This is a genomic window from Dickeya oryzae (genome assembly GCF_009372235.1).
In the GTDB taxonomy this organism is placed as follows: Bacteria; Pseudomonadota; Gammaproteobacteria; order Enterobacterales; family Enterobacteriaceae; genus Dickeya; species Dickeya oryzae.
In genome coordinates, this window is record NZ_SULL01000017.1 from 148,026 (window position 1) to 174,284 (window position 26,259).

At 52.7% G+C, this 26,259-nt stretch carries 29 protein-coding genes and 1 riboswitch; of the genes, 6 read left to right on the forward strand and 23 right to left on the reverse strand.

Annotated features, from left to right (window positions below; translation table 11 throughout):
- Entirely contained in the window at positions 1-687 is a 687-nt protein-coding gene (gene ypfH / locus FAZ14_RS18510; RefSeq protein WP_153508995.1) for an esterase, read from the forward strand.
- A 156-nt stretch (positions 688-843) separates the two neighbouring features.
- Here ypfH and FAZ14_RS18515 read toward each other — a convergent pair whose 3' ends face one another.
- The 4 genes from FAZ14_RS18515 to FAZ14_RS18530 all read right to left on the reverse strand — a co-directional run bounded on the left by FAZ14_RS18515 (position 844) and on the right by FAZ14_RS18530 (position 3,344).
- Positions 844-1,032 (reverse strand): YpfN family protein, encoded by a 189-nt coding sequence (locus FAZ14_RS18515; protein WP_016941995.1) that lies wholly within the window; start codon positions 1,030-1,032, stop codon positions 844-846.
- A gap of 140 nt (positions 1,033-1,172) precedes the next feature.
- On the reverse strand, positions 1,173-1,856 hold the full coding sequence (locus FAZ14_RS18520) for a M15 family metallopeptidase (RefSeq protein ID WP_038925183.1): 684 nt from the start codon (positions 1,854-1,856) through the stop codon (positions 1,173-1,175).
- On the reverse strand, positions 1,853-2,980 hold the full coding sequence (gene dapE, locus FAZ14_RS18525; RefSeq protein WP_016941993.1) for a succinyl-diaminopimelate desuccinylase: 1,128 nt from the start codon (positions 2,978-2,980) through the stop codon (positions 1,853-1,855). Before dapE ends, FAZ14_RS18520 begins: the two co-directional genes overlap by 4 nt.
- Positions 2,961-3,344, reverse strand: a complete 384-nt coding sequence (locus FAZ14_RS18530; RefSeq protein WP_016941992.1) for an ArsC family reductase — start codon at positions 3,342-3,344, stop codon at positions 2,961-2,963. The genes dapE and FAZ14_RS18530 overlap by 20 nt, the downstream gene beginning before the upstream one ends.
- A gap of 229 nt (positions 3,345-3,573) precedes the next feature.
- Here FAZ14_RS18530 and ypfM point away from each other — a divergent pair, with 229 nt between their 5' ends.
- Both ypfM and cspE read left to right on the forward strand, forming a co-directional pair.
- Complete coding sequence (ypfM, locus tag FAZ14_RS20495; RefSeq protein WP_146214195.1) at positions 3,574-3,633, forward strand: protein YpfM; 60 nt, start codon at positions 3,574-3,576, stop codon at positions 3,631-3,633.
- 727 nt (positions 3,634-4,360) lie between these two features.
- Positions 4,361-4,570 (forward strand): transcription antiterminator/RNA stability regulator CspE, encoded by a 210-nt coding sequence (gene cspE, locus FAZ14_RS18540; protein WP_009113827.1) that lies wholly within the window; start codon positions 4,361-4,363, stop codon positions 4,568-4,570.
- Positions 4,571-4,634: 64 nt separating this feature from the next.
- Here the strand turns inward: cspE and crcB are convergent, their stop codons facing one another.
- Positions 4,635-5,018, reverse strand: a complete 384-nt coding sequence (gene crcB / locus FAZ14_RS18545) for a fluoride efflux transporter CrcB (protein ID WP_038925186.1) — start codon at positions 5,016-5,018, stop codon at positions 4,635-4,637.
- A 65-nt stretch (positions 5,019-5,083) separates the two neighbouring features.
- Positions 5,084-5,145, reverse strand: a riboswitch (Fluoride riboswitch).
- An 84-nt stretch (positions 5,146-5,229) separates the two neighbouring features.
- Between crcB and FAZ14_RS18550 the strand changes: the two genes are divergently transcribed.
- Positions 5,230-6,018 carry a deaminated glutathione amidase gene (locus FAZ14_RS18550; RefSeq protein ID WP_016941990.1) on the forward strand — a complete coding sequence of 263 codons (789 nt, stop codon included), beginning with the start codon at positions 5,230-5,232 and terminating at the stop codon, positions 6,016-6,018.
- Between the two features lie 161 nt (positions 6,019-6,179).
- On the forward strand, positions 6,180-6,389 hold the full coding sequence (gene tatE, locus FAZ14_RS18555; RefSeq protein ID WP_012770646.1) for a twin-arginine translocase subunit TatE: 210 nt from the start codon (positions 6,180-6,182) through the stop codon (positions 6,387-6,389).
- A 104-nt stretch (positions 6,390-6,493) separates the two neighbouring features.
- Here the strand turns inward: tatE and lipA are convergent, their stop codons facing one another.
- The 13 genes from lipA to leuS form a co-directional block, all read right to left on the reverse strand.
- Positions 6,494-7,459: a lipoyl synthase gene (gene lipA, locus FAZ14_RS18560; protein WP_012883853.1), complete on the reverse strand. Its 966-nt coding sequence runs from the start codon at positions 7,457-7,459 to the stop codon at positions 6,494-6,496.
- Positions 7,460-7,649: 190 nt separating this feature from the next.
- Positions 7,650-8,360, reverse strand: coding sequence for a lipoyl(octanoyl) transferase LipB (gene lipB / locus FAZ14_RS18565; RefSeq protein ID WP_029456412.1), 711 nt, complete (start codon positions 8,358-8,360; stop codon positions 7,650-7,652).
- 110 nt (positions 8,361-8,470) lie between these two features.
- Positions 8,471-8,734, reverse strand: a complete 264-nt coding sequence (gene ybeD / locus FAZ14_RS18570) for a DUF493 family protein YbeD (protein ID WP_012883855.1) — start codon at positions 8,732-8,734, stop codon at positions 8,471-8,473.
- Positions 8,735-8,868: 134 nt separating this feature from the next.
- Positions 8,869-10,080, reverse strand: a complete 1,212-nt coding sequence (dacA, locus tag FAZ14_RS18575; protein ID WP_016941988.1) for a D-alanyl-D-alanine carboxypeptidase DacA — start codon at positions 10,078-10,080, stop codon at positions 8,869-8,871.
- Positions 10,081-10,259: 179 nt separating this feature from the next.
- Positions 10,260-11,408 (reverse strand): endolytic peptidoglycan transglycosylase RlpA, encoded by a 1,149-nt coding sequence (gene rlpA / locus FAZ14_RS18580; protein WP_038925187.1) that lies wholly within the window; start codon positions 11,406-11,408, stop codon positions 10,260-10,262.
- A 9-nt stretch (positions 11,409-11,417) separates the two neighbouring features.
- Positions 11,418-12,530 carry a peptidoglycan glycosyltransferase MrdB gene (mrdB, locus tag FAZ14_RS18585; RefSeq protein ID WP_016941986.1) on the reverse strand — a complete coding sequence of 371 codons (1,113 nt, stop codon included), beginning with the start codon at positions 12,528-12,530 and terminating at the stop codon, positions 11,418-11,420.
- Positions 12,531-12,537: 7 nt separating this feature from the next.
- On the reverse strand, positions 12,538-14,448 hold the full coding sequence (gene mrdA / locus FAZ14_RS18590; RefSeq protein WP_016941985.1) for a peptidoglycan DD-transpeptidase MrdA: 1,911 nt from the start codon (positions 14,446-14,448) through the stop codon (positions 12,538-12,540).
- Positions 14,449-14,484: 36 nt separating this feature from the next.
- Complete coding sequence (gene rlmH, locus FAZ14_RS18595) at positions 14,485-14,955, reverse strand: 23S rRNA (pseudouridine(1915)-N(3))-methyltransferase RlmH (protein ID WP_012883860.1); 471 nt, start codon at positions 14,953-14,955, stop codon at positions 14,485-14,487.
- A 1-nt stretch (position 14,956) separates the two neighbouring features.
- Positions 14,957-15,274, reverse strand: coding sequence for a ribosome silencing factor (rsfS, locus tag FAZ14_RS18600; RefSeq protein ID WP_012883861.1), 318 nt, complete (start codon positions 15,272-15,274; stop codon positions 14,957-14,959).
- A gap of 169 nt (positions 15,275-15,443) precedes the next feature.
- A complete protein-coding gene (gene nadD, locus FAZ14_RS18605; RefSeq protein ID WP_016941984.1) occupies positions 15,444-16,118 on the reverse strand; it encodes a nicotinate-nucleotide adenylyltransferase in 675 nt (224 codons plus the stop codon).
- Positions 16,108-17,139, reverse strand: coding sequence for a DNA polymerase III subunit delta (gene holA / locus FAZ14_RS18610; RefSeq protein ID WP_016941983.1), 1,032 nt, complete (start codon positions 17,137-17,139; stop codon positions 16,108-16,110). The genes nadD and holA overlap by 11 nt, the downstream gene beginning before the upstream one ends.
- Positions 17,136-17,678, reverse strand: coding sequence for an LPS assembly lipoprotein LptE (gene lptE, locus FAZ14_RS18615; RefSeq protein WP_016941982.1), 543 nt, complete (start codon positions 17,676-17,678; stop codon positions 17,136-17,138). Before lptE ends, holA begins: the two co-directional genes overlap by 4 nt.
- A 14-nt stretch (positions 17,679-17,692) precedes the next feature.
- Complete coding sequence (leuS, locus tag FAZ14_RS18620; RefSeq protein ID WP_153508996.1) at positions 17,693-20,275, reverse strand: leucine--tRNA ligase; 2,583 nt, start codon at positions 20,273-20,275, stop codon at positions 17,693-17,695.
- Between the two features lie 268 nt (positions 20,276-20,543).
- On the opposite strand from leuS, the gene FAZ14_RS18625 reads away from it, so the two are divergent.
- Positions 20,544-21,026, forward strand: a complete 483-nt coding sequence (locus tag FAZ14_RS18625) for a zinc ribbon-containing protein (RefSeq protein WP_153508997.1) — start codon at positions 20,544-20,546, stop codon at positions 21,024-21,026.
- A 126-nt stretch (positions 21,027-21,152) separates the two neighbouring features.
- Here FAZ14_RS18625 and FAZ14_RS18630 read toward each other — a convergent pair whose 3' ends face one another.
- The 5 genes from FAZ14_RS18630 to lnt all read right to left on the reverse strand — a co-directional run bounded on the left by FAZ14_RS18630 (position 21,153) and on the right by lnt (position 26,253).
- Positions 21,153-21,878 (reverse strand): amino acid ABC transporter ATP-binding protein, encoded by a 726-nt coding sequence (locus FAZ14_RS18630; protein ID WP_012883867.1) that lies wholly within the window; start codon positions 21,876-21,878, stop codon positions 21,153-21,155.
- The gene (gene gltK, locus FAZ14_RS18635) at positions 21,878-22,552 is read right to left on the reverse strand and encodes a glutamate/aspartate ABC transporter permease GltK (RefSeq protein WP_012883868.1); all 675 of its coding nucleotides are present in this window, start codon (positions 22,550-22,552) and stop codon (positions 21,878-21,880) included. The genes FAZ14_RS18630 and gltK overlap by 1 nt, the downstream gene beginning before the upstream one ends.
- Positions 22,553-23,293, reverse strand: a complete 741-nt coding sequence (locus FAZ14_RS18640; protein WP_016941979.1) for an amino acid ABC transporter permease — start codon at positions 23,291-23,293, stop codon at positions 22,553-22,555.
- Positions 23,294-23,455: 162 nt separating this feature from the next.
- Positions 23,456-24,349, reverse strand: a complete 894-nt coding sequence (locus FAZ14_RS18645) for a glutamate/aspartate ABC transporter substrate-binding protein (protein ID WP_016941978.1) — start codon at positions 24,347-24,349, stop codon at positions 23,456-23,458.
- 374 nt (positions 24,350-24,723) lie between these two features.
- Positions 24,724-26,253 carry an apolipoprotein N-acyltransferase gene (gene lnt / locus FAZ14_RS18650; RefSeq protein WP_029456410.1) on the reverse strand — a complete coding sequence of 510 codons (1,530 nt, stop codon included), beginning with the start codon at positions 26,251-26,253 and terminating at the stop codon, positions 24,724-24,726.
- Positions 26,254-26,259: the final 6 nt, after the last annotated feature.

The following is a 26,259-nucleotide window of genomic DNA, read 5'->3' on the forward strand; positions in this document are numbered from 1 at the left end:
ATGAAGCATGACTATTTTGTGGTGCAACAGCCACCTTCACCTAAGCAGTTGTTTTTACTATTTCACGGCGTAGGCGACAACCCGGTTTCTATGGGACAGATTGGCCGTTATTTTGCCAATGCATTTCCCATGGCGCAGGTCATCAGTGTGGGGGGCCCGGAAGCGATTGGCTTGGGCGAAGGACGCCAGTGGTTTTCGGTTCAGGGGGTAACGGAAGATAACCGTGCCCGCCGCGTGAATGCCGTTATGCCGCGTTTTATCGATACGGTTCGCTATTGGCAGGCATCCACGGGAATCGATTATTCCCACACGGCGTTGATTGGTTTCTCTCAGGGCTCAATCATGATCCTGGAAGCGCTGAAAGCAGAGAAGAATCTGGCTGGGCGGGTTGTGGCATTCAGTGGCCGTTTTGCCACGCTGCCTGACCAGCCGATGTATGATGTTGTGGTCCATCTGGTTCATGGTGAGGAAGACTCGGTGATTACCGTGGATCATGCCCGGCAGGCAGCACAGAGTTTGCGCGCTCAGGGATCGGATTTTACGTTGGATCTGGTGCCGCAACTCGGGCACGCCATTGATGGCCGCATGATGGAATACGCGCTGGACCGACTGCATCACTATATTCCTAAACGTTTCTGGGATGAGGCGGTGATGGGGGAACGCGGTGAGCTGGTGGCATTTCGCTAACTGACCGATGGCGGGGTTCGTGTTATAAGCCACGTATTTTACGCTATATATTTTAAGCGAGAAATGCGGTAGAAACCGCCAATGCGGCAGAAACCGCCCATCAATAAACAGGCCGGGCCACATAGTGACCCGGCCTTATCATGTTCAGTGTATGTTTCAGGGTTTTTTCTGTGGCCAGTCGTCTTCGTCGTCCCACTGTGCGTTGTTATCGCGGTGCGGCGGCAAAGGCGGTTTGTTATTCAAAAAGCGTTTATGGTCAAGGCGACGTAGCTCTTTGATACCGTTGACCAGCATTCCCACTAGCACCAGCAGTATCACCCACCAGTAATCAGCCAGCCATCCCATGGTTGTTCCTCGTTATTTTAGCGAATCTTCTCGTATACGCCTTATTGTAGCGGGTAAGCCGCCATTATTTCAGGCCGTCAGTATCACAGACCTGCATGCAGCAGATAAGCGGATACGCTGTCTATCAACCGATATATTGATCAACCGATATATTGTGTATCAACAGACAGTATAAAGCGCTGAAACAGGCTCGGTAGATTGGGTTCCAGCCACTCCCGCCCGGCAATGTCTTCGCCTTGCCAGGCGTATAAAATGCACTCAGGCGTTAGCTGTGACTGAGCAACCTGAGCCAGAGGTGCGTAGCTGATATGCCAGGGTTCTATCGCGACCCCACCGTTATCCTGGGCGAATGGCCGGTAAAAACCGAAGCGGGCCATATGGCCGGTGAGCCAGTCGTTCAGACCGGAAAAATAGCCACCTGACTGGTATTCCCAGGGTTCCAGTTGCAATTTCTGGCCAGCGGGTAATAAGTCTGGGTCGTAAACATCCAGATCACTGCCCCAATGATGACGGCTGCCGCCGGGCAATGCAGACCAACGCAGAATAGCCTCACAACGCGCGCCTTCCTCCAGTGTGAGTGCATCGATCGGCTGGCAGTGGTGGTCCAGCAGCGGGCGCTGACCGGTAAACTTGCCATTCCAGATCTGGCGCTGGCGGTCAAAATCGCGAAATGTGCTGGCTGGTTGTAAATTGAATCCATCTTGTCGCGCCGCCTGCTGCATGGCAGTAAACGCCGCGACCGCTTCACGCTGCAAACGATGTGAACCGCTCAACGTCACCAGATGGCGGTCGCTTTTGCCAGTCAGGCAGGCGGGGGACATCATGCGATCAATTGCTCCATAATACGTTGATACATGCGGCTGAGCAGTTGCAGGTCGGCAGCGCTGACGCATTCGTTCACTTTATGGATGGTGGCGTTGACCGGACCCAATTCGACAACCTGCGCACCCATACGGGCAATAAAGCGACCGTCTGACGTACCGCCGGTAGTCAGCAGTTGCGGCGTGATTTCACTGTAATGCTCCACGGCGTTGACGACGGCATCGACCAGTTCGCCGCGTCCGGTCAGGAATGGATGACCAGACAACTGCCATTCCAGTGTGTAATTAAGTTGGTGGCTGTCCAGCAGCGCCTTGACCCGCTCTTTAATCAGTTCATCGGTCAATTCAGTGCTAAAGCGGAAATTGAACTGGACGAACAGTTCGCCGGGGATAACGTTATTGCTACCGGTACCAGCGTTGATATTGGCTATCTGCATGCTGGTGGGTGGGAAAAACTCATTGCCCTGATCCCAGACGGTCTCCACCAGTTCATTGAGCGCAGACATCGCCCGATGCACCGGGTTATCCGCCAGATGTGGGTAGGCAACGTGCCCCTGAACGCCATGAACCCGTAGATTGGCGGTGATGGAGCCGCGTCGGCCATTTTTCACCACATCGCCAACACGTTCGGTACTGGATGGCTCTCCGACCAGGCAATAGTCCAACCGTTCCTGGCGTGCCATCAATGCTTCGACCACCTTGACGGTACCGTTAACGGCACTGGCTTCTTCGTCAGAGGTGATGAGAAACGCCAGACGCCCCTGATGATTAGGATGCGCTGCGACAAAACGTTCTGCCGCCACAACCATGGCGGCCAGCGAGCCTTTCATGTCTGCCGCACCGCGCCCAAACAACATGCCATCGCGAATAGTGGGTTCAAACGGTGGGGTCTGCCACTGGCTTTGGTTGCCAACCGGTACCACATCGGTGTGACCGGCAAATGCCAGAGTCTTTCCCTGGCCTCGCCAGGCCCAGAAGTTCTGGGTATCACCGAAGTCCATCGCTTCAATAACAAAGCCGATAGCTTTCAGACGCTCAATCATCAGTGCCTGACAGCCCGCGTCATCCGGGCTGAGGGACGGGCGTTTAATGAGTTGCTGGGCCAGTTCAATTACCGGGCAAGACATGTGCGGTATTCTCCGTAAAAAAGTGCTGATAGCTGTCGTCACTAAAACCAAGCAGGGTTTTCCCATCATCGGTTATCAGTAACGGGCGTTTTATCAACGCCGGTTGCTCCAGCATAACAGCTTTTGCCGCCACATCGTTGTTGATGCTGTTGCGATAGGCTTCGTCCAGCTTACGCCAGGTGGTGCCGCGGGTGTTGAGCAACGGCTGCCAGCCGATGTCATCTATAAATGATTGCAGACGCTCTGCGGTTAATCCGTCTGCCCGGTAGTCGTGGAAGCGATAGTCGATACGATGCTCTTCCAGCCAGCGACGGGCCTTCTTTATGGTGTCGCAGTTCTTGATTCCATACAGGGTGATAGCCATATATTTAAAACTCGTTATTTTTCATGTTATAAGGCGAAAAAGCATACCGTATAACGATGAAATACGGCAGAGTATTAAAATTATCTTAAGAAATCATAGGGTTGGAATTAACGAAAAGTTGTGGAAATGCGAAAGAGAGCACATTTCTGCGCCCCAAAGTCTTTATCTTGGTCAAAAAAGAAGCGTATAATAACCCTGTAAGACCACAAAGCCTTAAGGAGCTACCAACATGATCGAAATCGAACTCAACAACTGGAAAAGCTTCATCGACGCAATGCTGCGTAAGTAATTGCTGATGTATTTAGACTAGTACAATTTTATTTACTGTCATTAGTTACCAGGACCCATATTGAGTGTCACCAAAGCAGCAACCCACGGGTTGCTGCTTTTTTTATGTGACTGACAGCGCTTTTAATGAACTGATTTATAAAAATTAATTTTCGCTTAAGGTGGTTGTGTTATCCATAAACTCCCCCGTTTTACCCCATTTTTCTCTTTTCATTTTTGTGATCTATGTCGCTAATTTTCGCTCATGTTTTTCAGATTTCTGCCGCCGGAGAGGAAGGGGAAATGAGGAAGCCTGAGTAAATAAAAGAGGCTATTATTTGCATTTGTCGTTACCCATGTCGGCGGGCCATGTCGATCGAGGATTCAGGTGGTAAAGACATAAGGTGATAACGACATCCGCTGGCAAAGATGGATGAGTTGGGTGACGCCGGAGTAGTAGTCAATGTGATCCCCGGTTCAGGCCACCGACATCTCAGTTTATCGCCCCGGTGTTTGCGATGACTGCGGTGCCAGTAAAATGTACGAATAAAAAGAGAGTGGTCACCCACGCATAAGATGCCAGATAATGCCGATGCGGCTGGTAAATCTGTGGGATGAATGGTGTCAGTTCGCTTTTTTATCATGTTTTATCACTTTTTGGTGATGTTCGGCTGGACAAATGCGCCGCTACTTGCTGTACTGTATTTGACACAGATTTTGTGTCGTTCATTCATGTAAAGGTAAGTTTGATGTCTAAGATTAAAGGTAGCGTTAAGTGGTTTAATGAGTCCAAAGGATTCGGTTTCATTACTCCGGAAGATGGCAGCAAGGACGTATTCGTTCACTTTTCTGCTATCCAGAGCAACGGTTTCAAAACCCTGGCTGAAGGTCAGCGCGTAGAGTTTGAAATCACCAGCGGCGCTAAAGGACCTTCTGCTGCTAACGTTATCGCTATTTAATTATACCGATTTCCTGAAAAACCCGCCTGATGGCGGGTTTTTATTTTGTATTTTACCCATTCTCTTAATGGGTACTCAGCCAGCCCATCAGCGCAAATGCCAGTGCCGTCATCATCAGTGAACCAAGTAAATTAAGCAGCAGATTGAACAACGCCGCAGTCCATTCACCGCTCTGCAGTAAGGTCACCATTTCGTAGGAAAAGGTGGAAAACGTTGTCAGCCCACCGCAGAAACCGGTTGTGAGCAACAGTTTCCAGTGTGGCGGAAGGTCAGGCTGGCGGATGAAATAGCTCATGCAGGCACCGATAATGAAGGCTCCTGACAGGTTTGCCAGCAGCGTGCCCGCCGGAATCTGGGGAAACAGGCTGTTAAAACGCACACTCAATTGCCAGCGTGCAACGCTGCCCAATCCGCCGCCAAGAAAAATAGCAAGTAACGTACTGTACATAGTCACCTTTTCGTTCAGGGGTAAGTTAGACTACTCTCGAAAGGGCACGAGTGATGCCGATTGAGGGACGCGTAGACATCATCAGCCGGAAAGGCGTTTATGGAGGAATGTCATCTCCGTTACTGTCTGATAAAGTTTACCTATATGCCGACGTGTTTTGTAGCCGTGGTAGTTTTACCAAATGTATCCGCCTGTTATGAAGGAGCCTGATATGAAGGTGGCGCTTGGTCAATTTGCTGTTCAGCGTTTATGGCAGGACAATGCCCAGACCTGCATGACATTAATGGTACAGGCTGCATCTGTCGGTGCTGATCTGCTGGTGTTGCCGGAGGCTGTTCTGGCGCGTGATAATGCGGACCCGGAATGGGGCGTCGGGTGTGCCCAACCGATAACCGGCCCTTTTGTTAGCCAGTTGCTGGCGGCGAGTCAGTCACTGGATATTAGCGTTGTGTTTACCTTGCATACCCCGGCGGCAGAAGGGAAAGTGCATAACACATTGCTGGTTATCCGGCGGGGAGAAGTCCTGGCTCATTACCATAAATTGCATTTGTACGATGCTTTCTCGGTACAGGAGTCCCGCCGGGTGACGCCGGGCAGTGCGTTGCCTCCAGTGGTGGAGATTGCGGGAATGCGGGTCGGGTTGATGGTGTGCTACGACATTCGTTTTGCCGAGATGGCGCGTCAGTTGGCGATTAACGGTGCTGATGTTCTGGTCGTCCCGGCGGCCTGGGTGAAAGGGCCGCACAAAGAAGCACACTGGGAGTTACTGGCGCGAACCCGAGCGCTGGAAAATACCTGCTATCTGGTCGCGACCGGAGAGTGTGGTGACAGGAATATCGGCAATAGCATGGTGATAGACCCTATGGGGGTGGTAATTGCTCAGGCTGCTGAGCAACCGCAATTGTTGCTGGCGGAATTGCACCTGGAGCGAATTCAAACCGTTCGTCGCCAGTTACCTGTGCTACATCACAATCGCTTTAAGCCACCTGTATTACGATAAGGGTAAGGCTTTTCTGGTCGGGTAAATGCATCGGGTAATGCGTTGGGTCTTACTTTGTTACAGATAGGCATTGCCTTATCCGGTATATCGATTTAAAAAGAGCATTATTAATGCATTAAAGCGCGCTGGCTTTTCCAGCTCACATTATCAGGTAGGTATGTATGGAAGGTATCAGTATTGCCAAACTTTTAGTGATTGGCGCCTTGATTGTTCTGCTGTTTGGCACCAATAAATTGCGCAGTCTGGGCGGCGATCTGGGCGCGGCTATCAAAGGCTTCAAGAAAGCCATGAACGATGATCAGCCAGCGGCGAAATCTTCCGCTCAGGATGAACATCCTGCTGCTATCAGCGAGACGCGTCCGAAAGAATAAGCGTATCAGCTGACAGTATTGAAACGAAAAAGCGGAGGGGGTTACCCATCCGCTTTTTGTGTTGCTCATGTTTTTAGTAAGGGAGTGTTGCAGGTAATAACCTGTTATTTCACCTCAATCCCTTTAGCCTGCAGGTCTGCATGGTAGGAAGAACGAACAAACGGACCACAGGCGGCATGGGTAAAGCCCATTGCCAGCGCTTCCGCTTTCATTTCTTCAAATTCTTCCGGCGGCACATAACGCTGTACTGGCAGGTGATGACGGCTGGGCTGCAGGTATTGTCCCAACGTCAGCATGGTCACACCGTGACGACGCAAATCGCGCATCACATCCAGAATTTCGTCGTTGGTTTCACCCAGCCCCACCATCAGACCGGATTTGGTCGGAATGGTTGGATGCGACGCTTTGAATTTCTCCAGCAATTTTAGCGACCATTCATAATCGGCACCCGGACGAACCTGACGATAAAGACGCGGTACGTTTTCCAGATTATGGTTGAACACGTCTGGCGGCGTGGCGGTTAAAATATCCAGGGCGCGGTCCATACGGCCGCGAAAATCCGGCACCAGTGTTTCGATTCTGATGGTTGGGTTTTTGCGACGTATCGCACTGATACAGTCGGCAAAGTGCTGTGCACCGCCATCACGCAGGTCATCGCGGTCAACCGATGTGATGACCACATAACGTAACCCCATATCATGGATAGTTTGCGCCAGTTTTTCCGGCTCGTTGGCATCGGGCGTCAGCGGGCGGCCGTGGGCAACATCACAGAATGGGCAACGGCGAGTACAGATAGCCCCAAGGATCATGAATGTGGCGGTACCGTGATTAAAACACTCCGCCAGGTTAGGGCAGGAGGCTTCTTCGCAAACCGAGTGCAGACCATTGCGGCGCATGGCGTCCTTGATGCCCTGAATCCGGCTGGAGTCCGCAGGTAATTTTATCTTCATCCATTCTGGTTTGCGGAGCATTTCCTGACGCTCGGTAGCGACGGTGCGTACCGGGATCAGGGCCATTTTGTCTGCATCGCGGTATTTGACGCCACGTTCGATCTGAATCGGTTTACTCATGGTTGCGTAATTTCCAGTTCTGAATCGCTGTTATGAATTTATCTAAAATTCATTGGATTACGTGAGAGATTAAACTTTTTTTTAAAAAACTCACAAAATTATATCATCTTTGTCTTCTGACGAGCAGCCATAGAACAACAAAATGCAGAAACAATGTAAATAAACTGTAACTGAATGGTTTTGGTCGATGTCACTTGATATGCAGCGGGTACGGTTCTCCCTGCTGTGACCAGTCCCAGTCCAGCCATTCCTGCTGTTGGTAGTCCAACTGTGTCATAAACGCGTTCACCATGACTGGTGCGGTGTTGGCTACCGTTGTACCAGGAACCAGTTCACTGAGCTGGGTCATGCTCATACCCGCATAGCCGCAAGGGTTGATGCGCAGGAAAGGGGACAGGTCCATCGCAATATTTAGCGCCAGACCATGAAACGAGCAGCCGTGCCGGATGCGCAATCCCAGCGAGCAAATTTTACGCTCGCCGACATAGACACCGGGAGCATCCGGGCGGGCATGCGCTTCAACAGCATAATGCGCCAGCGTGTTGATGACGGTATTTTCGATAGCGGTCACTAACTGGCGTACGCCCACTTTACGTCTTTTGATATCAATCAGCACATACATCACTTGCTGGCCGGGACCGTGATAGGTGACCTGACCACCGCGATCGCTTTGGATCACCGGAATATCACCAGGCATCAGGACGTGTTCCGCTTTGCCTGCCTGACCCTGGGTAAAAACGGGCAGATGCTGCACCAGCCATAACTCGTCGGCGCTGTTGCTATCCCGCTGCTCAGTAAAGGTATGCATGGCCTGCGATACCGGTTCATAAGGCTGTATGCCTGATTGACGCACTATGATCGTATTGCGTGCTGTGAACGTATCTTGTTGCAAGAGTGTCATCGTCGGGTAAAGAAGGGATGAGCGCAATTATAGCGAGGGGAGAGTGGAGCGAATAGCGGTTTCCTCGCTTGTCTCCGGATTAGGGAGACAAGTCCGGGGAGTCGGGCTGGTTAGAGTACGACACGCACAATATCGATGTTACCCAGTTCTTCGTAGAGCGTTTCAACCTGCTCAATATGGGTCGCGGTGATGGTAATCGATACGGAGTGGTAATTGCCTTTGGTACTGGGCTTGACCTGTGGGGTGTAGTCACCGGGAGCATGGCGCTGAACCACTTCCACAACCAGATCCACCAGCTCCGGTTTTGCCAACCCCATGACCTTGTAAGTAAATGAACATGGAAATTCAAGCAGTTCGTTGAGTTTGGTTTTCATGGTGACTCCAGAGTTATTCATTAGTACAAAAATTACCACTCCCGCCGAAGCGGGAGTGTATAAGTATGACCGAAAGCGGGTTGTCGATCCTTAAGTGAGCAACATAAGGGCAGTTACTCAGCATTCAAGGGGGATCAACTAAACCAACGGTGGAACATCAGTTTGATGTAATCAAACAGACGACCGAAAATACCGCCTTCTTTGACTTCGTTCATGACAACCAGCGGGCGCTGATCAATGACTTTGCCGTCGAGCTGGAAGTTGATGGTCCCTACCACCTGGTTTTTAGCCAGTGGCGCATGCAATTCTGTATTGGTCAGCACATAGCTGGCTTTCAGGTCTTTCATGCGTCCACGCGGGATGGTGATATAAACGTCTTTATCCACACCCAATGATACGCGGTCACTATTACCGAACCATACCGGCTCAGACGCAAACTCTTTACCGGTTTTCAGCGGTGCCACGGTTTCAAAGAAACGGAAACCCCAGGTGAGCAGTTTCTTGCTTTCTGTTTCGCGGCCTTTGAACGTCCGTCCGCCCATAACTGCGGAAATCAGGCGCATTTGCCCTTCGGTCGCTGAGGCGACCAGGTTATATCCTGCTGACGCAGTATGACCGGTTTTGATGCCATCCACGGCCAGGCTGCTATCCCACAACAGACCATTGCGGTTCAACTGGCGAATGTTGTTGAAGGTAAATTCTTTTTCTTTATAGGTCGCGTATTCATCCGGTACATCACGGATCAATGCCTGGCCAATGAGCGCCATATCGCGGGCTGAACTGTACTGGCCTTCTGCATCCAGGCCATGAACAGTTTTGAAGTTGGTATTCTGTAAGCCCAATGCCTTGACGTAACCATTCATCAGGTTGACGAACGCATCCTGGCTGCCTGCTACGTAATCTGCCATTGCCACACAAGCATCGTTGCCGGATTGCAGAATGATCCCTTTATTCAGCAGGGAAACCGGTACACGATCACCCGGTTTGAGGAACATCAGTGATGAACCCTGAAAATCGGGGTTACCAGTTGCCCAGGCGTCTTTACCGATCGTCACGACGTCGTTTGGCGTAATTTTCCCGGACTTAATCGCCTGCCCGATAACATAACTGGTCATCATCTTGGTCAGACTGGCCGGATTGCGGCGGGTGTCGGCGTTCTTTTCCGCCAGGACTTTACCCGAGTTGTAATCAATCAGGATGTACGCTTCGGCATCAATGTCCGGGACGGCAGGAATCATGGTTTTCAGATTAATGTCGTCTGCGTAGGCGAAAGTGGATGCACTGATGGCGAGCAACGTGCCGAGCGCAATACGTTTGGTAAAACAAGACGTGATTACTGTTTTCATGATTGGAACAACAACATCCGTGGGTATAAGTTAAAAAACGAGCCACACTATAGCAGATGAAAATCGGGGCGGCACCAGACAATACGTTACGTGATTTTGCTGATCGCCACAGGTGGTATCGTTATCACTTGTGTCGATAAAGAAAGAGGGGATTAACCCCTCTTTCGGGAGTCAATGCGTTACTGCGCGCCAGATACCGTCGTGATAAATGACGGTTGCTGTGCTTCGCTGGACAGGCGCTGCTGTAGATCAACGGCCTGTTGGCGGTTCTGGAATGGGCCTAACTGTATGCGATACAAGCCGTTACTCAGGGTCACCTTGCCGGGCACGCGGAAACGCTCGTTCAGGCTTTTTAGCCAGGTTTGCGCCCGTTGCTGATCGCTCAGCGCCCCGACCTGCACCACAATATTACCCGAGCCTGCGGGCACGCTTGCCGATGATGATGCAAGGGATGACGTGGCGACAGAGGCGGCGCCGACCGCTGGTGTTGAGCGAACCGGTGCCGCGGCGGGAGTCGTTTCTGAACCTTCCAGTACACCGCTGGGCAGTGGTTTAGGCGCGCCGAGGAAACCGCCCCCGGTTGCGTTAGTGGTATGAGGGGCTGAGGCATCCGCAGCGCCAGTCATACCTGCGTTACTGGTAGCAGGGACCAGCGTCGCATTGCTGATGGGCCGTACGGCAGCGGCAGGCTGTGGCGCGCTTTCCATCATGGGAGTTCCCATACCGCTTGAGCCCAGTGTCGGGCGTGCAGGTAAGGCAAAGCTCTGTTTCACGACACGTGTACCGATGGTTCCCGGGCCGGAGAGTGTACCGTCCGGTGCTACGCTGATGAAGTCTACCTTCACCTTGGTATTATTGGACAGGTTAAGACGGTCGGCGGCCCCTTTGGTCAGGTCGATGATTCTGCCCGGCGTATAAGGCCCGCGATCGTTGATGCGCACGACCAGACGACGGCCGTTGCTGAGGTTGGTCACGCGTACATAACTGGGAATAGGCAGCGTTGGATGCGCTGCCGCCATCGCATTGACATCGAATTCTTCACCGGTCGCGGTGCGGTTACCGACAGATTCTCTGTCGTGCCAGGCCGCAAACCCGCTTTCACTGAAGTTTTCCGGGTTTTTGACAATACGGTATGTTTTACCATTCATGCTGTAATCTTGCATGTTGGCAGGGTTATAAGGTTCGTAGCGCGGTTCGACACCGCCGATTTCTTCTACCGGGCCGTTGTATGCCGAGGCCTGCGGTGAGGGAGACTGCGGCTGTTCCGTGACGCTACAGCCAGCCAGAGCCAGGCTGAGCGCGCCAATCCAAACCCAATCCTTACGCATTGCTTACCCCTATAAATTCTTGGATAACATTTTGCGGTGAGTGTGTATCGACATGACGATACCGAATCCCGCCATCAAGACGACCAGCGCCGAACCGCCATAACTGACCAACGGCAGCGGCACACCAACCACCGGCAGAATACCACTCACCATGCCGATGTTAACAAACACATACACGAAAAAGATAAGCATCAGACCGCCGACCATCACCCGGCCGAAGGAGGTCTGCGCATTGGCGGCGATCACCAGACCCCGCGTGATCAGGAACAGATAAAGCGCCAGCAGAATCAGCACGCCGATCAAGCCGAGCTCTTCTGCCAGTACGGCAAAAATGAAGTCGGTGTGGCGTTCTGGCAGGAACTCTAATTGAGATTGAGTGCCCTGTAACCAGCCTTTGCCGCTCAAGCCACCGGAACCTATTGCGATTTTCGACTGAATAATATGGTAGCCAGCCCCCAGAGGGTCGGTTTCCGGGTCAAGCAGCATCATGATTCGGTCGCGCTGATAATCATGCATCAGGAAAAACCACAACACGGGAATGAACGCGGCCAGCAAAATGGCTGCAACCGCAATCAGCCGCCAGCTCATGCCCGCAAGAAACAGCACGAACAAACCCGACGCACAAATCAGGATAGCGGTACCCAGGTCCGGCTGGGCTGCAACCAGCAGCGTGGGGACGAAGGTTAACGCCAGCGCGATAGCCGTGTTTTTTAGCGACGGCGGACACATATCACGGTTGATATAGCGAGCCACCATCAGCGGTACTGCAATTTTAGCGATTTCTGATGGCTGGAAGCGCACCACACCGAGGTCGAGCCAGCGTTGCGCCCCCTTACTGATTTGGCCGAAGACATCCACCAGCACCAGCAGAATAAAGCAAAAAATGTACAGATAAGGTGCCCAGCTTTCATACACCCGTGGCGGAATCTGCGCCATGCCAATCATGACGACCAGCCCCAGCACGCATTGAGCAACTTTGCGCTCCATCATTCCGGGGTCTTGCCCGCTGGCGCTCCACATGACGAACAGGCTATAGCCCAGTAACGCCATTACACACAGAAGGAAAGGCAGGTCAATGTGCAGTTTGGTCCAGATTGAGCCTTTTTGTTGACTGTCTGTCATGGTGTCTCTACTCGGTTTCACTGCCCGGAGGCGACGGCGGCGCGTCCGGCAGGCTGGTATTGTTGTCGCCCAACATAATATGGTCGAGGATCTGACGTACAATGGTCCCGACGGCGGGGCCTGCGCCGCCGTTTTCCAGAATGATGGACATAGCGACTTTCGGATTGTTGTAAGGGGCGAAGGCAATCATCAGCTTATGGTCACGTAGCCGCTCGGCAATCCGGTTGGCATTATAGGTTTCGTTTTCCTTCAGGCCGAATACCTGTGCCGTCCCTGACTTGACCGCAATTTTATACGGCGCGTCGGCAAAGTATTTATGCGCTGTACCATTCGGACGGTTAGCCACGCCATACATACCGTCTTTGACGATTTCCCAATAACCGGAACGAATGTCACCAATCTGCTGGTGTTGTGGTTGACGGAATGGCACCTTCGTGTTGTTGTCCATGGTACTGCCAAGCAGGTGCGGTACTTGCACCTGACCGTCATTAATCAGCGTCGTCAGCGCTTTTAGCATTTGAATCGGCGTTGCGGTCCAGTAACCCTGACCGATACCAACGGGGATAGTATCCCCTTGATACCACGGTTTCTTATAACGCTTTAATTTCCATTCACGCGTCGGCATGATGCCCGGACTTTCTTCTTTGTCGGACAAATCGATCCCCGTACGCTGACCGTAACCGAATTTCGTCATCCATTCGGACAGGCGGTCGATGCCCATATCGTAAGCCACCTGATAGAAGAAGGTATCCGCAGATTCTTCAATGGCTTTGGTCAGGTTCAGGCGACCATGCCCCCATTTTTTCCAGTCGCGAAACCGTTTTTCCGAACCGGGCAACTGCCACCAGCCTGGGTCGAACAGCGACGTATACGGGGTAATGACATTGGCACTGAGTGCAGAAACCGCGATATAGGGCTTGACGGTTGAAGCTGGTGGGTAGACCCCTTGCGTCGCGCGGTTGATCAGCGGGCGGTTTGGATCGTTTAGCAAGGCGTGATAGGTCTTACTGGAAATACCGTCTACGAACAGGTTCGGGTCATAGCTGGGGGTGGAGACCATCGCCAGAATAGACGCGTCTTTCGGATCGGTGACCACCACGGCGGCACGACTGCCTTCCAACAATTTCTCAATATAAAGCTGAAGGTTGAGATCCAGGGTCAGGTAGATATCTTTACCTGCTTGCGGAGGTTGCTCATGCAATTGGCGGATGACACGGCCGCGGTTATTGACTTCCACTTCCTCGTAACCCGGTTTGCCGTGCAGCACATCTTCGTAATAACGCTCAATGCCGAGTTTGCCGATATCGTGCGTAGCGGCGTAATCCGCAAGCCTGCCTTCCTGGTCCAGCCGTTCCAGATCTTTATCGTTGATCTTGGAAACGTAGCCGATGACATGGGTGAGTGCGGCACCGTAAGGATAGTAGCGGCGTTGGTAGCCTTTGACTTCTACACCGGGAAAACGGTACTGGTTGACCGCGAAGCTCGCGACCTGCACTTCATTCAGCCCGGTTTTGACGGGAATAGAGGTGAAGCGGCGTGAGCGCTTGCGCTCTTTTCTGAAGTTATCGATGTCTTCATCGGTCAGGTCAACAACCGGCTTGAGCGCCTGTAGCGTCTCTTCCAGGTTGTTAACTTTTTCGGGAATCAGCTCTAACTGGTAAATAGTACGGTTGAGCGCCAGTGGCGTACCGTTACGGTCGTAAATGATGCCACGGCTGGGGGCGATAGGTACCAGCTTGATACGGTTTTCATTTGAACGGGTACGGTAATCGTCAAAACGTACAATCTGCAGGTGGTATAGGTTGGCGACCAGAATACCGCTTAGCAGCAAAATGCCCAGAAATGCGACCAACGCCCGGCGTACAAACAGAGCCGCCTCAGCCGTATAGTCACGAAAGGGTTTACGTTCTATATTCATCCAGCGATTGCTACTTCACAGGGTTCATCATTCGCCTTACTCCCGATGGTAAGGATGATTGGTGGTAATGCTCCAGGCCCGGTACAGACTTTCCGCTACCAGCACACGCACCAGCGGATGAGGCAGTGTCAGCGGTGACAGCGACCAACTTTGCTCCGCCGCGGCTTTGCATTGTGGTGCTAACCCTTCCGGGCCGCCGATCAGCAGACTGATATCGCGTCCGTCTTGTTTCCAGCGTTCCAGTTGTTGCGCCAACTGCGGCGTTTCCCAGCGCGAGCCGGGAATATCCAGCGTGACGATGCGGTTTCCTTTCCCTACAGCCGCTAGCATCAACTCACCTTCCCGCTCCAGAATCCGCTTGATATCCGCGTTTTTGCCACGCTTGCCCGCTGGGATTTCCACCAGCTCAAACGGCATATCTTTGGGAAATCGGCGAAGATAATCGGTAAAACCTGTCTGCACCCAGTCGGGCATCTTGGTGCCGACGGCGACCAGTTGCAGCTTCATATCAGCCCCAGAGCTTTTCCAGTTCGTACAGGTGACGGCTTTCTTCCTGCATCACATGAACGATCACATCACCGAGGTCGACCACGACCCAATCGGCATCATTTTCCCCTTCGACACCTAACGGCATCAGTCCGGCAGCGCGGGATTCCTGTACAACATGATCGGCGATAGAGCTGACATGGCGGCTGGATGTTCCGGTGCAAATCACCATGTAGTCAGTGATGCTGGATTTCCCTTTCACATTGAGCGCCACGATATCCTGACCTTTCAAATCGTCCAGTTTATCAATAACGAAATCTTGGAGTGCTTGGCCTTGCAAAGGTTCCCCCTTCGATAAGTGGTTAATCAGCCGGTTATGCCGGCCAGGCAATATTGGCGGGTAACAGCTGTTTCACCGTAGCTATAGGGCTACGGCAGGAGGTTTTCCTGTGGCTGAAACCAGCGGCGGAGTATATCACGGCCTTATAGTGAGTGGTATCGACGTGTGGTTATCGATAGAGTCCGTGTGTGTCAATATACTTCAGTACGCTCTCGGGCAGCAGATCATGGCAGTCGAGGCCGTTTTGTCGACGCTGACGGATTTCTGTCGCTGAAATTGAGAGCAACGGCGTATGGGCAAGATAAATCAACCCGTGGTTTTGACGGTGTAATTGCGCGGCATCCTGGGTTTGATGCCGAGTCAACCAGGCTTCCAGTTCGTCGGTATCCAATTGTTGGCGATAACCGGGCCGGGCGCACACCAACAGGTGACAGTAGTCCAGAATTTCCTGCCAGCGGTGCCAGTGATGTAGTGTCAGCAGCGAGTCTTGCCCAATAATGAATGCCAGTGGCGTACTGGTGCCTTGCTCTGTACGCAACGCTTCCAGTGTCTCAATCGTATAAGACGGTGTGGCGCGTTGTAACTCACGAGGGTCTACGCAAAACAGCTTATTCCCCTGTACTGCCAGTTCTGCCATGGTCTTGCGCTGACTGGCGCTGGCTTCTGGCTGCTCGCGGTGCGGCGGCACATTATTGGGTAACAGAATGATGCGCTGAAGGCCGATTTCCTGCGCCAGTGCAGTAACCGGGCGCAGATGTCCGTAGTGAATCGGATCAAACGTACCGCCAAAATAGGCAGTCAGGGTAGGGCGAGTGGGGGATGTCGGCAAATCGCTATACCTCAAGCAGGCTGTCAGGCAGTGCTTTACCACACAGAATCATCGACAGCGTTTCCAGTTCGTCCCATACTGGCTGCCCATAATTCTGTTTCAGGGTGATCTCCAGTCGGCTCAGCAGGGTGATCGCCTGTTGTAACTGGGTTAACGACAGACGTTGCAATGCCTGAGTCAGTAGCGGACGACGGTTTTGCCAGACTTTGTGCTGGTCAAGCAGCGTACGCAGCGGCGTATTTGTCATGTGCCGCTTTAACTGTAGCAGTAACAGCAACTCCCGTTGCACTGTGCGCAACAGAATGACCGGTTCACAGTCTTCCAGTCGTAGTTGTTGAAGAATGTGCCATGCCCGTTTGCTTTTGCCGCCGAGCAAGGCATCCAACCAATGGAATGGTGTAAAGTGAGCGGCGTCGTTGACGGCCTGTTCCACCCGGGGCAGTGTTAACTTGCCATCAGGATACAACAGTGAGAGTCGCTCCAGTGCCTGTACCAACGCCAGCATATTCCCTTCATAGCAATAGCAAATCAGTTGGCTGGCGGCATCATCCAGCTCCAGCTTCATATTTCTGGCTCGCAGGGCTACCCAGCGGGGAAGCTGTTCCTGTTCGGGTGTCATGCAGGGAACATACACACTCTGTTTGGATAACGCTTTGAACCAGGCGCTGTTTTCTTGTGCTTTGGTCAGTTTATTTCCTCTGACCATCAACAGAATATCGGGATGCAGCAGCGTGGCGAGTTTAACCAGTTGCTCACTGGCGGGGGCACCCGGGCCAGCATCTGGCAAAATCAGCAACAGGGTCTGACGGGATGCGAACAGGCTGAGTGCCTGACAAGTGGAAAAGATGGCATCCCAGTCGGTGTTGTTATCGAGCGTAAAACTAAAATGCTCCAGAAAATCTTGCTGACGGGCGACAGCACGAATGTGGTCCTGACTTTCCTGCAGCAATAAGGGTTCATTACCAAACAACAAATAACAGCCGCGCAGCCCCTCATGGAGCTGCGCGGTCAGTTGTTCGGGGTAGAGCCGAATCATGGGTGTGCCGGAGTGACAGCGCTATTTGCTGCTTTCTGAGCGTGGTTACCCTTGACGGTCAGCAGTTTGCGTACCAGCCGCTGAGCGGCCTGTTGACGCATTTCCCGTAGGATAATGTCCTGCTCGGCCTCTTTAGCTAAGGCAGCGAGTGGATTATCAAAGAATGAGCGGAATACTGTCACATTTAGTGGGTAGATATCGTCCCCTGGGATCAGTACCTGGGCTTCTAGCACCATAACAAACTGATATTCCGCTGTTTTCCCATCCTGGAAAATGGATACTGTGTTGCGGGACAGGGTTTCTCCCATATAACGTAGTGATGGAATATCTTTGCGATTGGTATCTTCCGTTACCTGAATATTGCTAAGGCGCAGTTGTTCACGAATAGCCCGGGTCGTTGGGCCATAGGGGTCACCGCTGTCTAGTATCAGATTATGCAATTGCGCCGGTATTTGGGTGGTGCCGCGCAAATGAAAGCCGCAGCCGGCGGTCATTAAGACCACCAGCCCCAGCACCAGCGTTAAAAACGGATGTCGCACAGTACCTCCTTGCCTTAACCTACAACCAGGTTAAGCAGTTTGCCCGGAACGAAAATCACCTTGCGGACAGTCACGCCATCCAGATATTTTGCCACCAGCGGCTCCTGCGCTGCACGATCACGCACCTGCTGTTCAGTGGCATCGGCCGCCACGGTAATCTTACCGCGAACTTTACCGTTAACCTGTACTACGACCAGGCGAGAATCTTCGACCATCGCCTGCTCATCCGCTACCGGCCACGGTGCCTGATCGATATCACCTTCGCCTTTCAGCTCGTTCCACAGTACGAAGCAGGCGTGTGGGGTAAACGGATAGAGCATCCGTACAACCGCCTGCAGCGTCTCTTGCGTCAGTGCGCGATCTTGCTCAGACTCTTGCGGCGCTTTAGCCAGCTTATTCATCAGCTCCATAATGGCAGCGATAGCCGTGTTGAAGGTCTGGCGGCGACCGATATCGTCGGTTACTTTCGCGATGGTTTTGTGCAGGTCACGGCGTAGCGCTTTCTGATCGTCAGTCAAGGCTGCCGTATCCAGCGGTACGGTAGCACCTTTGCCGGTATGATCGTAAACCTGCTTCCAGACGCGTTTCAGGAAGCGGTTGGCTCCTTCAACACCCGATTCTTGCCATTCCAGCGTCATTTCCGCCGGTGATGCAAACATCATGAACAGACGGACGGTATCAGCGCCATAGCGTTCCACCATCACTTGCGGGTCGATACCGTTGTTTTTCGATTTCGACATTTTGCTCATGCCCGCATACACCAGCTCACGACCTTCACTATCAAACGCCTTGGTGATGCGGCCTTTGTCATCGCGCTCCAGTGTGACGTCGACCGGGGATACCCAGATACGCTCGCCGTTGTTGCCGAGATAGTAGAACGCATCAGCCAGCACCATTCCCTGGCACAGCAGACGTTTGGCTGGCTCATTCGAATTCACCAGACCGGCGTCACGCATCAGTTTGTGGAAGAAACGGAAATACATCAGATGCATGATGGCGTGTTCGATACCGCCAACATACTGATCAACCGGTAACCAGTAGTTCGCCGCCGCCGGGTCGAGCATACCCTGATCGTACTGCGGGCAGGTATAGCGCGCGTAGTACCAGGAGGACTCCATAAAGGTATCGAACGTGTCGGTTTCACGCAGCGCTGGCTGACCGTTAACGGTGGTTTTAGCCCATTCGGGATCGGCTTTAATCGGGCTGGTGATCCCGTCCATGACTACGTCTTCCGGCAGGATGACCGGCAACTGATCTTCTGGCGTTGGAATGACAGTGCCGTCTTCCAGTGTCACCATTGGGATAGGCGCACCCCAGTAACGCTGGCGGGATACACCCCAGTCACGCAGACGATAATTCACTTTGCGCTGACCGACGCCTTGTGACACCAGTTTATCGGCGATGGCATTGAACGCGGCGTCAAAATCCAATCCGTTGAACTCGCCAGAGTTAAACAGACAGCCTTTTTCGGTTTGCGCCTGAGCGGACAGATCCGGCTCGCTGCCGTCTGCCATCAGGATAACGGGCTTCACCGGCAGGTTATATTTGTGAGCGAATTCCCAGTCGCGTTGGTCGTGACCTGGCACCGCCATCACGGCTCCGGTACCGTATTCCATCAGCACGAAGTTGGCGGCCCATACCGGCACTTTCTCACCCGTCAGCGGGTGGATAGCGAACAGGCCGGTAGCGACGCCTTTTTTCTCCATCGTCGCCATGTCGGCTTCGGCCACTTTGGTATTGCGGCATTCGGCGATGAAGTCTTGCAGTAGCGGGTTGTTTTCCGCCGCTTTCAGAGCCAGAGGGTGACCGGCTGCTACCGCAACGTAAGTGACGCCCATAAAGGTATCCGGGCGGGTGGTGTAAACGGTCAGCGTATCGTCGGCATCAGCGATACGGAAGGTGATTTCCACCCCTTCGGAGCGGCCGATCCAGTTACGCTGCATGGTTTTGACCTGCTCCGGCCAGCTTTCCAGCGTATCGAGGTCGTTGAGCAACTCGTCAGCATACGCGGTGATTTTGATGAACCACTGCGGAATTTCCTTGCGTTCTACTTTGGTATCACAGCGCCAGCAACAGCCGTCGATCACCTGCTCGTTGGCCAGTACCGTCTGGTCGTTCGGACACCAGTTCACCGCGGAGGTTTTTTTGTAAACCAGACCTTTTTCATACAGCTTAGTGAAGAACCACTGTTCCCAGCGATAGTAATCCGGTTTACAGGTGGCGACTTCGCGATCCCAATCGTAACCAAAACCCAGCAGTTTCAACTGGTTTTTCATGTATTCGATATTGGCGTAGGTCCAGGGAGCCGGTGCCGTATTGTTCTTCACCGCCGCGCCTTCCGCCGGCAGACCGAAGGCATCCCAGCCGATCGGCTGCAATACGTTTTTACCCAGCATACGCTGATAACGGGAGATCACGTCACCGATGGTGTAGTTGCGGACATGACCCATGTGAAGACGGCCGGAAGGATAAGGCAGCATGGAAAGGCAATAGTATTTTTCCTTGCCGGGTTCTTCGGTCACTTTGAAAGTCTGTTTTTCTTGCCAGTGAAGTTGGACGTGCGCTTCGATATCTTCCGGGCGGTATTGCTCTTGCATGGCTGCCAGTGGTCCTTAGTGAAATTGCTAACGCTGTAGCATGTTCTGTTTCATTTCAAAAGATCCGCATAGCATAGCTGATAAGCAACGGGCTCAACAACCGCTTGAGGCGCTCTGTAGTTGATTTATGCGGTGTTAGTGGCGAAGAACGTGGCAAGACGAGGGAGAAAACTGCGGATTGGGAAGCGGCTCCCGGTAGTGTTGTAAAAATCATCTACACTAGGCTTTGCAGGCCCGTCGATAAGCGCTTTTACGCTAAGGAGTCACGATGAGCAAAGTGGTGCAGTATTACCGGGAACTGATGTCTGCCGTTACCGAGTGGCTAAGCCGGGGTGAGAGAGACATAGATAAACTGATGTCGGATGCACGACGTCAGTTGCAGGAAACCAACGAACTGACGCAAAAGGAGATTGAGCAGGTAATACTGGCACTCCAGCGTGATCTGGAAGCGTTTTCTCTCAGCTATGAGGAGAGCCAGAATGCCTTTTCTGACAGTGTCTTCATGCGTGTTGTCCGCGAAAGTTTGTGGCAGAACCTGGTGGATATCACTGACAAGACACAACTGGAATGGCGTGAAGTGTTCAAAGATGTCAGTCACCATGGCGTGTATCACAGTGGTGAAGTGGTGGGGCTGGGAAATCTGGTGTGTGAGCAGTGCCATCACCATATCGCCTTTTATACGCCAGAAGTGTTGCCGCTATGCCCGAAATGTGGGCACGACCAGTTCCATCGCCAGCCGTTTTCTCCCTGATCCCTTTTCCGCTAAGTCCATTATTGCTGAACAACCATAGATAAAAACAAGGGTGCCGGAGCACCCTTGTTATCGAGGTTAAATGTTATCAATGTCAAAAACCGACGGACGGTGAGACCGTGCGTATTAATGCAGGATTTTAGCCAAAAAGTCTTTGGCGCGATCAGAGCGTGGGTTGCCGAAGAAATCCTCTTTACGCGTGTCTTCGATTATCTTGCCTTCATCCATGAAGATGACGCGATGTGCCACTTTGCGGGCGAAGCCCATCTCATGGGTGACGACCATCATCGTCATGCCTTCCTGTGCCAGTTCAACCATTACGTCCAGCACTTCGTTGATCATTTCCGGATCGAGCGCTGAGGTTGGCTCGTCAAACAGCATCGCAACCGGGTCCATGCACAGCGCGCGGGCGATCGCCACACGCTGTTGCTGGCCGCCGGATAACTGCCCGGGGAATTTATTGGCGTGGGACGACAATCCGACGCGAGCCAGCAGTTTCAATCCCTTCTCACGGGCGGCTTCTTTATCACGCTTGAGTACCTTGACCTGCGCTAGCGTCAGGTTGTCGACAATAGACAAGTGTGGGAACAGCTCGAAATGCTGGAACACCATACCCACTTTGGAGCGCAATTGTGCCAGGTTGGTTCGTTTATCGTTGACGACGATGCCGTTAACTTCGATCTGACCCTGCTGGATGGGTTCAAGGCCGTTTACGGTTTTGATTAAGGTCGATTTCCCGGAGCCGGAAGGTCCGCAAACCACCACCACTTCACCTTTTTTCACTTCGGTGGAGCAGTCGGTCAGCACCTGAAATTGACCATACCACTTAGAAACATTTTTCAGGAAAATCATCAAACCGTCCTTCTCTTCAAATAATTGACCAGCATCGACGCCGAGAGGCTGATAACAAAATAGACAAACCCGGCGAACAGGATCATTTCTACCTGAGTGCCATCACGTTCGCCAATGGTGGATGCAGTACGGAAAAAGTCCGCCAGACTGAGCACATACACCAGTGAGGTATCCTGAAACAGCACGATACCTTGCGTCAGCAGTAAGGGTACCATAGCCCGGAACGCCTGAGGCAGAATCACCAGTTGCATGGATTGCCAGTGGGTCATTCCCAACGCCAGCGCTGCTGACGCCTGTCCACGGGAAATGCTCTGGATACCGGCGCGGATAATCTCGGAATAATAGGCTGCCTCGAACAACGAAAAGGCTACCATAGCCGATACCAGCCGAATATCGGTTTTCGGGGAAAGGCCAAGCACATTTTGTAATAAGCTAGGCACAATCAGGTAGAACCACAGCAGTACCATCACCAGTGGCACTGAACGGAACAGGTTGACATACAGTTTGGCAAACCAACTGATGGGCTTAACCGGTGACAGTCGCATCACCGCCAGCACGGTTCCCCAGACTATCCCGACCACCACGGCTGTCAGGGTAATTTCCAGCGTCACTCCCATGCCTTTAATCAGGTAAGGCAGGCTGGGGGGAATGGAACTCCAGTCAAAGTTATACATTTATTTGCTCCCCAGGTTGCCCGGCAAACGGGTCTTACGCTCTACAACTTGCATCAACAGCATGATGATGGCGTTGATGCCGACATAAGCCAGCGTAATCGCACTGAACGATTCGTAGGCGTGGGCAGAGTAATCCAACAGCTTGCCTGCCTGCGCCGCCATATCCATCAGACCGATAGTGGAAGCGATGGCGGAGTTTTTCACCAGGTTGAGCATTTCAGAGGTCAGTGGCGGCACAATCACCCGGTAGGCATTGGGCAGCAGAACATAACGGTACGTTTGCGCAAGTGTCAGGCCAATAGCTAAACCGGCGGCTTTTTGTCCACGCGGTAATGACTGAATGCCTGCCCGCACCTGTTCGCACACCCGCGCGGCGGTGAACATGCCCAGACAAAACATAGAAGACAGGAAAAACTGGATATTCGGGTCCAGCTCAGCTTTAAACCACATCCCTATTTTGGTCGGTAAAAGCTCAGGCACCACCAGATACCAGCTAAAAAACTGCACAATCAGCGGCACGTTGCGAAACATTTCCACATAACAGGTGCCGATACCCGATAGCAGACGATGAGGGACAGTACGAAGAATACCCAGTAGTGAGCCCAGCAGAAAAGCGATGACCCAGGCACATAGCGACAGCGAGACGGTGACCTGCAGGCCAGAAATAATCCACCCCAGATAGGTTGTATTTCCGAAAGGGGCAGGTTGCAGGAAGATACCCCAGTTCCAATCTATTGACATAACGAACTCCGGTAAAAAAGGGGTAGCGTTCGCTACCCCGAAGATTGGTGAGTGGCTCATGGATTCACAGAATGGGGAACGGCCACTCTGCACCTGTCTGTCTTGCCACGAATCAGCAATCGGAAGGCAGATTACTGCCCTTTATTGTCATTATTAATTCGGTTACAACGCCTTATCGTTAGGGGCCTTGAACAAGGCTTTCATGTCGTCTGACAGCGCAAAGTTCATATTCAGGTTTTTCGGCGGAATCGGTTGTTTGAACCAGGTATCAAACCATTTTTCGGCTTCGCCGGAGGTCTGCACCTGACTTATTGTCGCATCAACCAGTTGTTTGAATTGCGGGTCGTCTTTACGCAGCATACAGCCATACGCCTCGCGGGATTGCGGGGTACCAGTGATAACCCATTCATCCGGGGCTTTGGCTTTGGCGCGCTCACCAGCCAGCAAGGCATCATCCATCATGAAGGCCACGGCACGGCCACTTTCCAGCGTACGGAACGAGTCACCATGGTCTTTGGCGCTGATGATGCGCATGTTCAGTTTTTTCTCTTCGTTCATCTTGTTCAGCAACACTTCTGAGGTGGTGCCGGAGGTGACAACGACGGCTTTACCTGCCAGGTCGCTGAAGTCTTTGATGTCGGAGTCTTTCTTGGTCAGCAGCCGTGTGCCGATGATAAAAATGGTGTCGGAGAAAGCGACCTGCTGCTGGCGTTCCAGGTTATTGGTCGTCGAGCCACATTCAAGGTCATAGGTACCATTTTGCAGCAGCGGAATACGGTTTTGTGAGGTAATGGGAATTAATTTTACCTGCAGATTCGGCGCATCGAGTTTTTTCCTGACTGCTTCAACAATCTTGTCGGAGTAGGCTTGAGAGTAACCTACTACTTTCTGCTGGTTGTCGTAGTAGGAGAATGGCACTGACGACTCACGGTGGCCGATGGTGATAACACCACTGTCTTTGATTTTTTTCAGCGTGCCCGTCAGTTCTTCTGCATGGGCCAGACTTCCGGTTGCCGAGATCAACAGTAATGACAGTGCCAGTTTGCGCAATTGCATGTTCTAACTCCTTTGCTGTTGTGATCGATGCCTATCATGGATGATGTGACCTCTGGGATTCAGGCCATGTCATGTTGTGCACCGCTAAAGAGCGAATAAAACGCTGTCATGTTTAAAAATAGCGGATTGTAAACATAATGAAACGAGAATGTTTGTTTTTTGCGAGGCGTCCCGCACCAAATTGCTGCAATAAAAAACTTATGGCACTGATTTGGTGCAATTCATGCCCTGATGTTGTGCTGACTCAGGGATGAAGAGGGTCGCAAGCGTGCATGCAAGACGTTTCGTCTGAATAGGTAGCAAGTTATGTGCCAGAAATGAAACAAGACATGTCTGAGCATGTCTTGTTCGGGTTCGGGCGGAGAGGGGGAGGATTAACGCGAGCGCCGACGGTATACCAGCGCTGTCAGGCCCAACACGCCTTCCAGCACCCACAGTGGCCATGAGCCAAAGCGGGCGTAAGGCGTGATGCCTGTTGTGGGGGTGACGCGGGTTTCCAGCACATCACGGGTGAACTGCGGCAGGCTGGCGCTAATGCTGCCATCAGGCGCGATAGCGGCAGTGACCCCATTGTTGGTGGCGCGTAGCAGTGGGCGTCCCAGTTCCAGCGCACGCATCCGTGCCATTTGGAAATGTTGCCAGGGACCAATCGAATTACCAAACCAGGCATCGTTAGAAACTGTCAGCAGCATGTCGGTATCAGGACGGAAGTTGTCGCGAACCTGTTGCCCCAGGATCACCTCATAGCAAATGGTGGCGGTGAGGCGATAACCGTTGACGACCAGTTGCGGCTGGCGATAGTCGCCGCGGCTGAACGCCGACATCGGTAAATCAAAAAACGGTGCCAGTGGACGCAGCAAGGCTTCCAGCGGCACAAATTCACCAAATGGCACCAGGTGATGCTTGCTGTAGCGATTCGTGGTGGGGTAGTGATACGGTTGCTGGTCACCCAGCACGATAATGCTGTTATAAAAATCGGTACGATTGTTTTCCCGGCGGGCATCGACGATGCCGGTAATCAGGCTGCTATGGTGCTCGCGCAGGATAGTGTCCAGTTGCGTCAGGTACTGCTGCTGGCGGATTTCGACATCAGGAATGGCAGATTCAGGCCAAATCACCAGTGGTGCCTTATCCATCACCTTCAGGGTGTTGTCGAAATAAATTTTTAGCGTATTGAACAGCTCGTTCGGATCCCACTTCAGCTCTTGTGGAATGTTGCCCTGCACCATGGCGACGTTAACGGCGCGTTCCGGTTGCAGTTTGTACCATTCGAGCGAACGCAGCGGCCATGGCAACACCAATAACGCTGCCGCGACCAAGGCTGGCTGCCAGCGGCGCTGTACTAATCCCAGCACCAGCAACCCGCTTATCACCATCAGCAGGAAGGTGAGGGTATCTACCCCCGCTATCGGCGCAAGGCCTTTCAGCGGGCCATCAAGCTGACTGTAGCCGAATTGCAACCAGGGAAAGCCGGTTAGCACCCAGCCACGTAGTAGTTCGGTGAGTTGCCAGAGAACCGGTGCGGCCAGTGCCAGTCGCCAGAGGGTGGTTTGCGGCCACAGGCGCGAGAGCAGCCCGGCGAACAGCATCGGGTAGAGTGACAGATAAAGCGCCAGTAGCGTCACCAGGCCGACATTGACGGGGCCAGGCATGCCGCCAAAGTCGGCGATGCTGTAGTAAACCCAGTGGATACCCGTGCCGAACAGGCCAAATCCCCAGCAAAAGCCGATGGCGGTAGCCTGACGAACCCGACGGTTTAGCGTCAGGCCCAATAAGCCCATCAGAGAAACGATGGCAGCAGGCCAGACATCATAAGGGGAAAACGCCAGTGTGCCGCAGGCACCGAATAAAAGCGCCAGCAGGAGGCGAACCTGCTGGCGTTGTAATAATGAGGCGACTGCCATGAATAA

Coding starts and splice junctions, on each gene's coding strand:
- ypfH (WP_153508995.1), top strand. CDS start 1: ATGAAGCATGACTATTTTGTGGTGCAACAGCCACCTTCACCTAAGCAG.
- FAZ14_RS18515 (WP_016941995.1), bottom strand. CDS start 1,032: ATGGGATGGCTGGCTGATTACTGGTGGGTGATACTGCTGGTGCTAGTG.
- FAZ14_RS18520 (WP_038925183.1), bottom strand. CDS start 1,856: ATGATGTCCCCCGCCTGCCTGACTGGCAAAAGCGACCGCCATCTGGTG.
- dapE (WP_016941993.1), bottom strand. CDS start 2,980: ATGTCTTGCCCGGTAATTGAACTGGCCCAGCAACTCATTAAACGCCCG.
- FAZ14_RS18530 (WP_016941992.1), bottom strand. CDS start 3,344: ATGGCTATCACCCTGTATGGAATCAAGAACTGCGACACCATAAAGAAG.
- cspE (WP_009113827.1), top strand. CDS start 4,361: ATGTCTAAGATTAAAGGTAGCGTTAAGTGGTTTAATGAGTCCAAAGGA.
- crcB (WP_038925186.1), bottom strand. CDS start 5,018: ATGTACAGTACGTTACTTGCTATTTTTCTTGGCGGCGGATTGGGCAGC.
- FAZ14_RS18550 (WP_016941990.1), top strand. CDS start 5,230: ATGAAGGTGGCGCTTGGTCAATTTGCTGTTCAGCGTTTATGGCAGGAC.
- tatE (WP_012770646.1), top strand. CDS start 6,180: ATGGAAGGTATCAGTATTGCCAAACTTTTAGTGATTGGCGCCTTGATT.
- lipA (WP_012883853.1), bottom strand. CDS start 7,459: ATGAGTAAACCGATTCAGATCGAACGTGGCGTCAAATACCGCGATGCA.
- lipB (WP_029456412.1), bottom strand. CDS start 8,360: ATGACACTCTTGCAACAAGATACGTTCACAGCACGCAATACGATCATA.
- ybeD (WP_012883855.1), bottom strand. CDS start 8,734: ATGAAAACCAAACTCAACGAACTGCTTGAATTTCCATGTTCATTTACT.
- dacA (WP_016941988.1), bottom strand. CDS start 10,080: ATGAAAACAGTAATCACGTCTTGTTTTACCAAACGTATTGCGCTCGGC.
- rlpA (WP_038925187.1), bottom strand. CDS start 11,408: ATGCGTAAGGATTGGGTTTGGATTGGCGCGCTCAGCCTGGCTCTGGCT.
- mrdB (WP_016941986.1), bottom strand. CDS start 12,530: ATGACAGACAGTCAACAAAAAGGCTCAATCTGGACCAAACTGCACATT.
- mrdA (WP_016941985.1), bottom strand. CDS start 14,448: ATGAATATAGAACGTAAACCCTTTCGTGACTATACGGCTGAGGCGGCT.
- rlmH (WP_012883860.1), bottom strand. CDS start 14,955: ATGAAGCTGCAACTGGTCGCCGTCGGCACCAAGATGCCCGACTGGGTG.
- holA (WP_016941983.1), bottom strand. CDS start 17,139: ATGATTCGGCTCTACCCCGAACAACTGACCGCGCAGCTCCATGAGGGG.
- leuS (WP_153508996.1), bottom strand. CDS start 20,275: ATGCAAGAGCAATACCGCCCGGAAGATATCGAAGCGCACGTCCAACTT.
- FAZ14_RS18625 (WP_153508997.1), top strand. CDS start 20,544: ATGAGCAAAGTGGTGCAGTATTACCGGGAACTGATGTCTGCCGTTACC.
- FAZ14_RS18630 (WP_012883867.1), bottom strand. CDS start 21,878: ATGATTTTCCTGAAAAATGTTTCTAAGTGGTATGGTCAATTTCAGGTG.
- gltK (WP_012883868.1), bottom strand. CDS start 22,552: ATGTATAACTTTGACTGGAGTTCCATTCCCCCCAGCCTGCCTTACCTG.
- FAZ14_RS18640 (WP_016941979.1), bottom strand. CDS start 23,293: ATGTCAATAGATTGGAACTGGGGTATCTTCCTGCAACCTGCCCCTTTC.
- FAZ14_RS18645 (WP_016941978.1), bottom strand. CDS start 24,349: ATGCAATTGCGCAAACTGGCACTGTCATTACTGTTGATCTCGGCAACC.
- lnt (WP_029456410.1), bottom strand. CDS start 26,253: ATGGCAGTCGCCTCATTATTACAACGCCAGCAGGTTCGCCTCCTGCTG.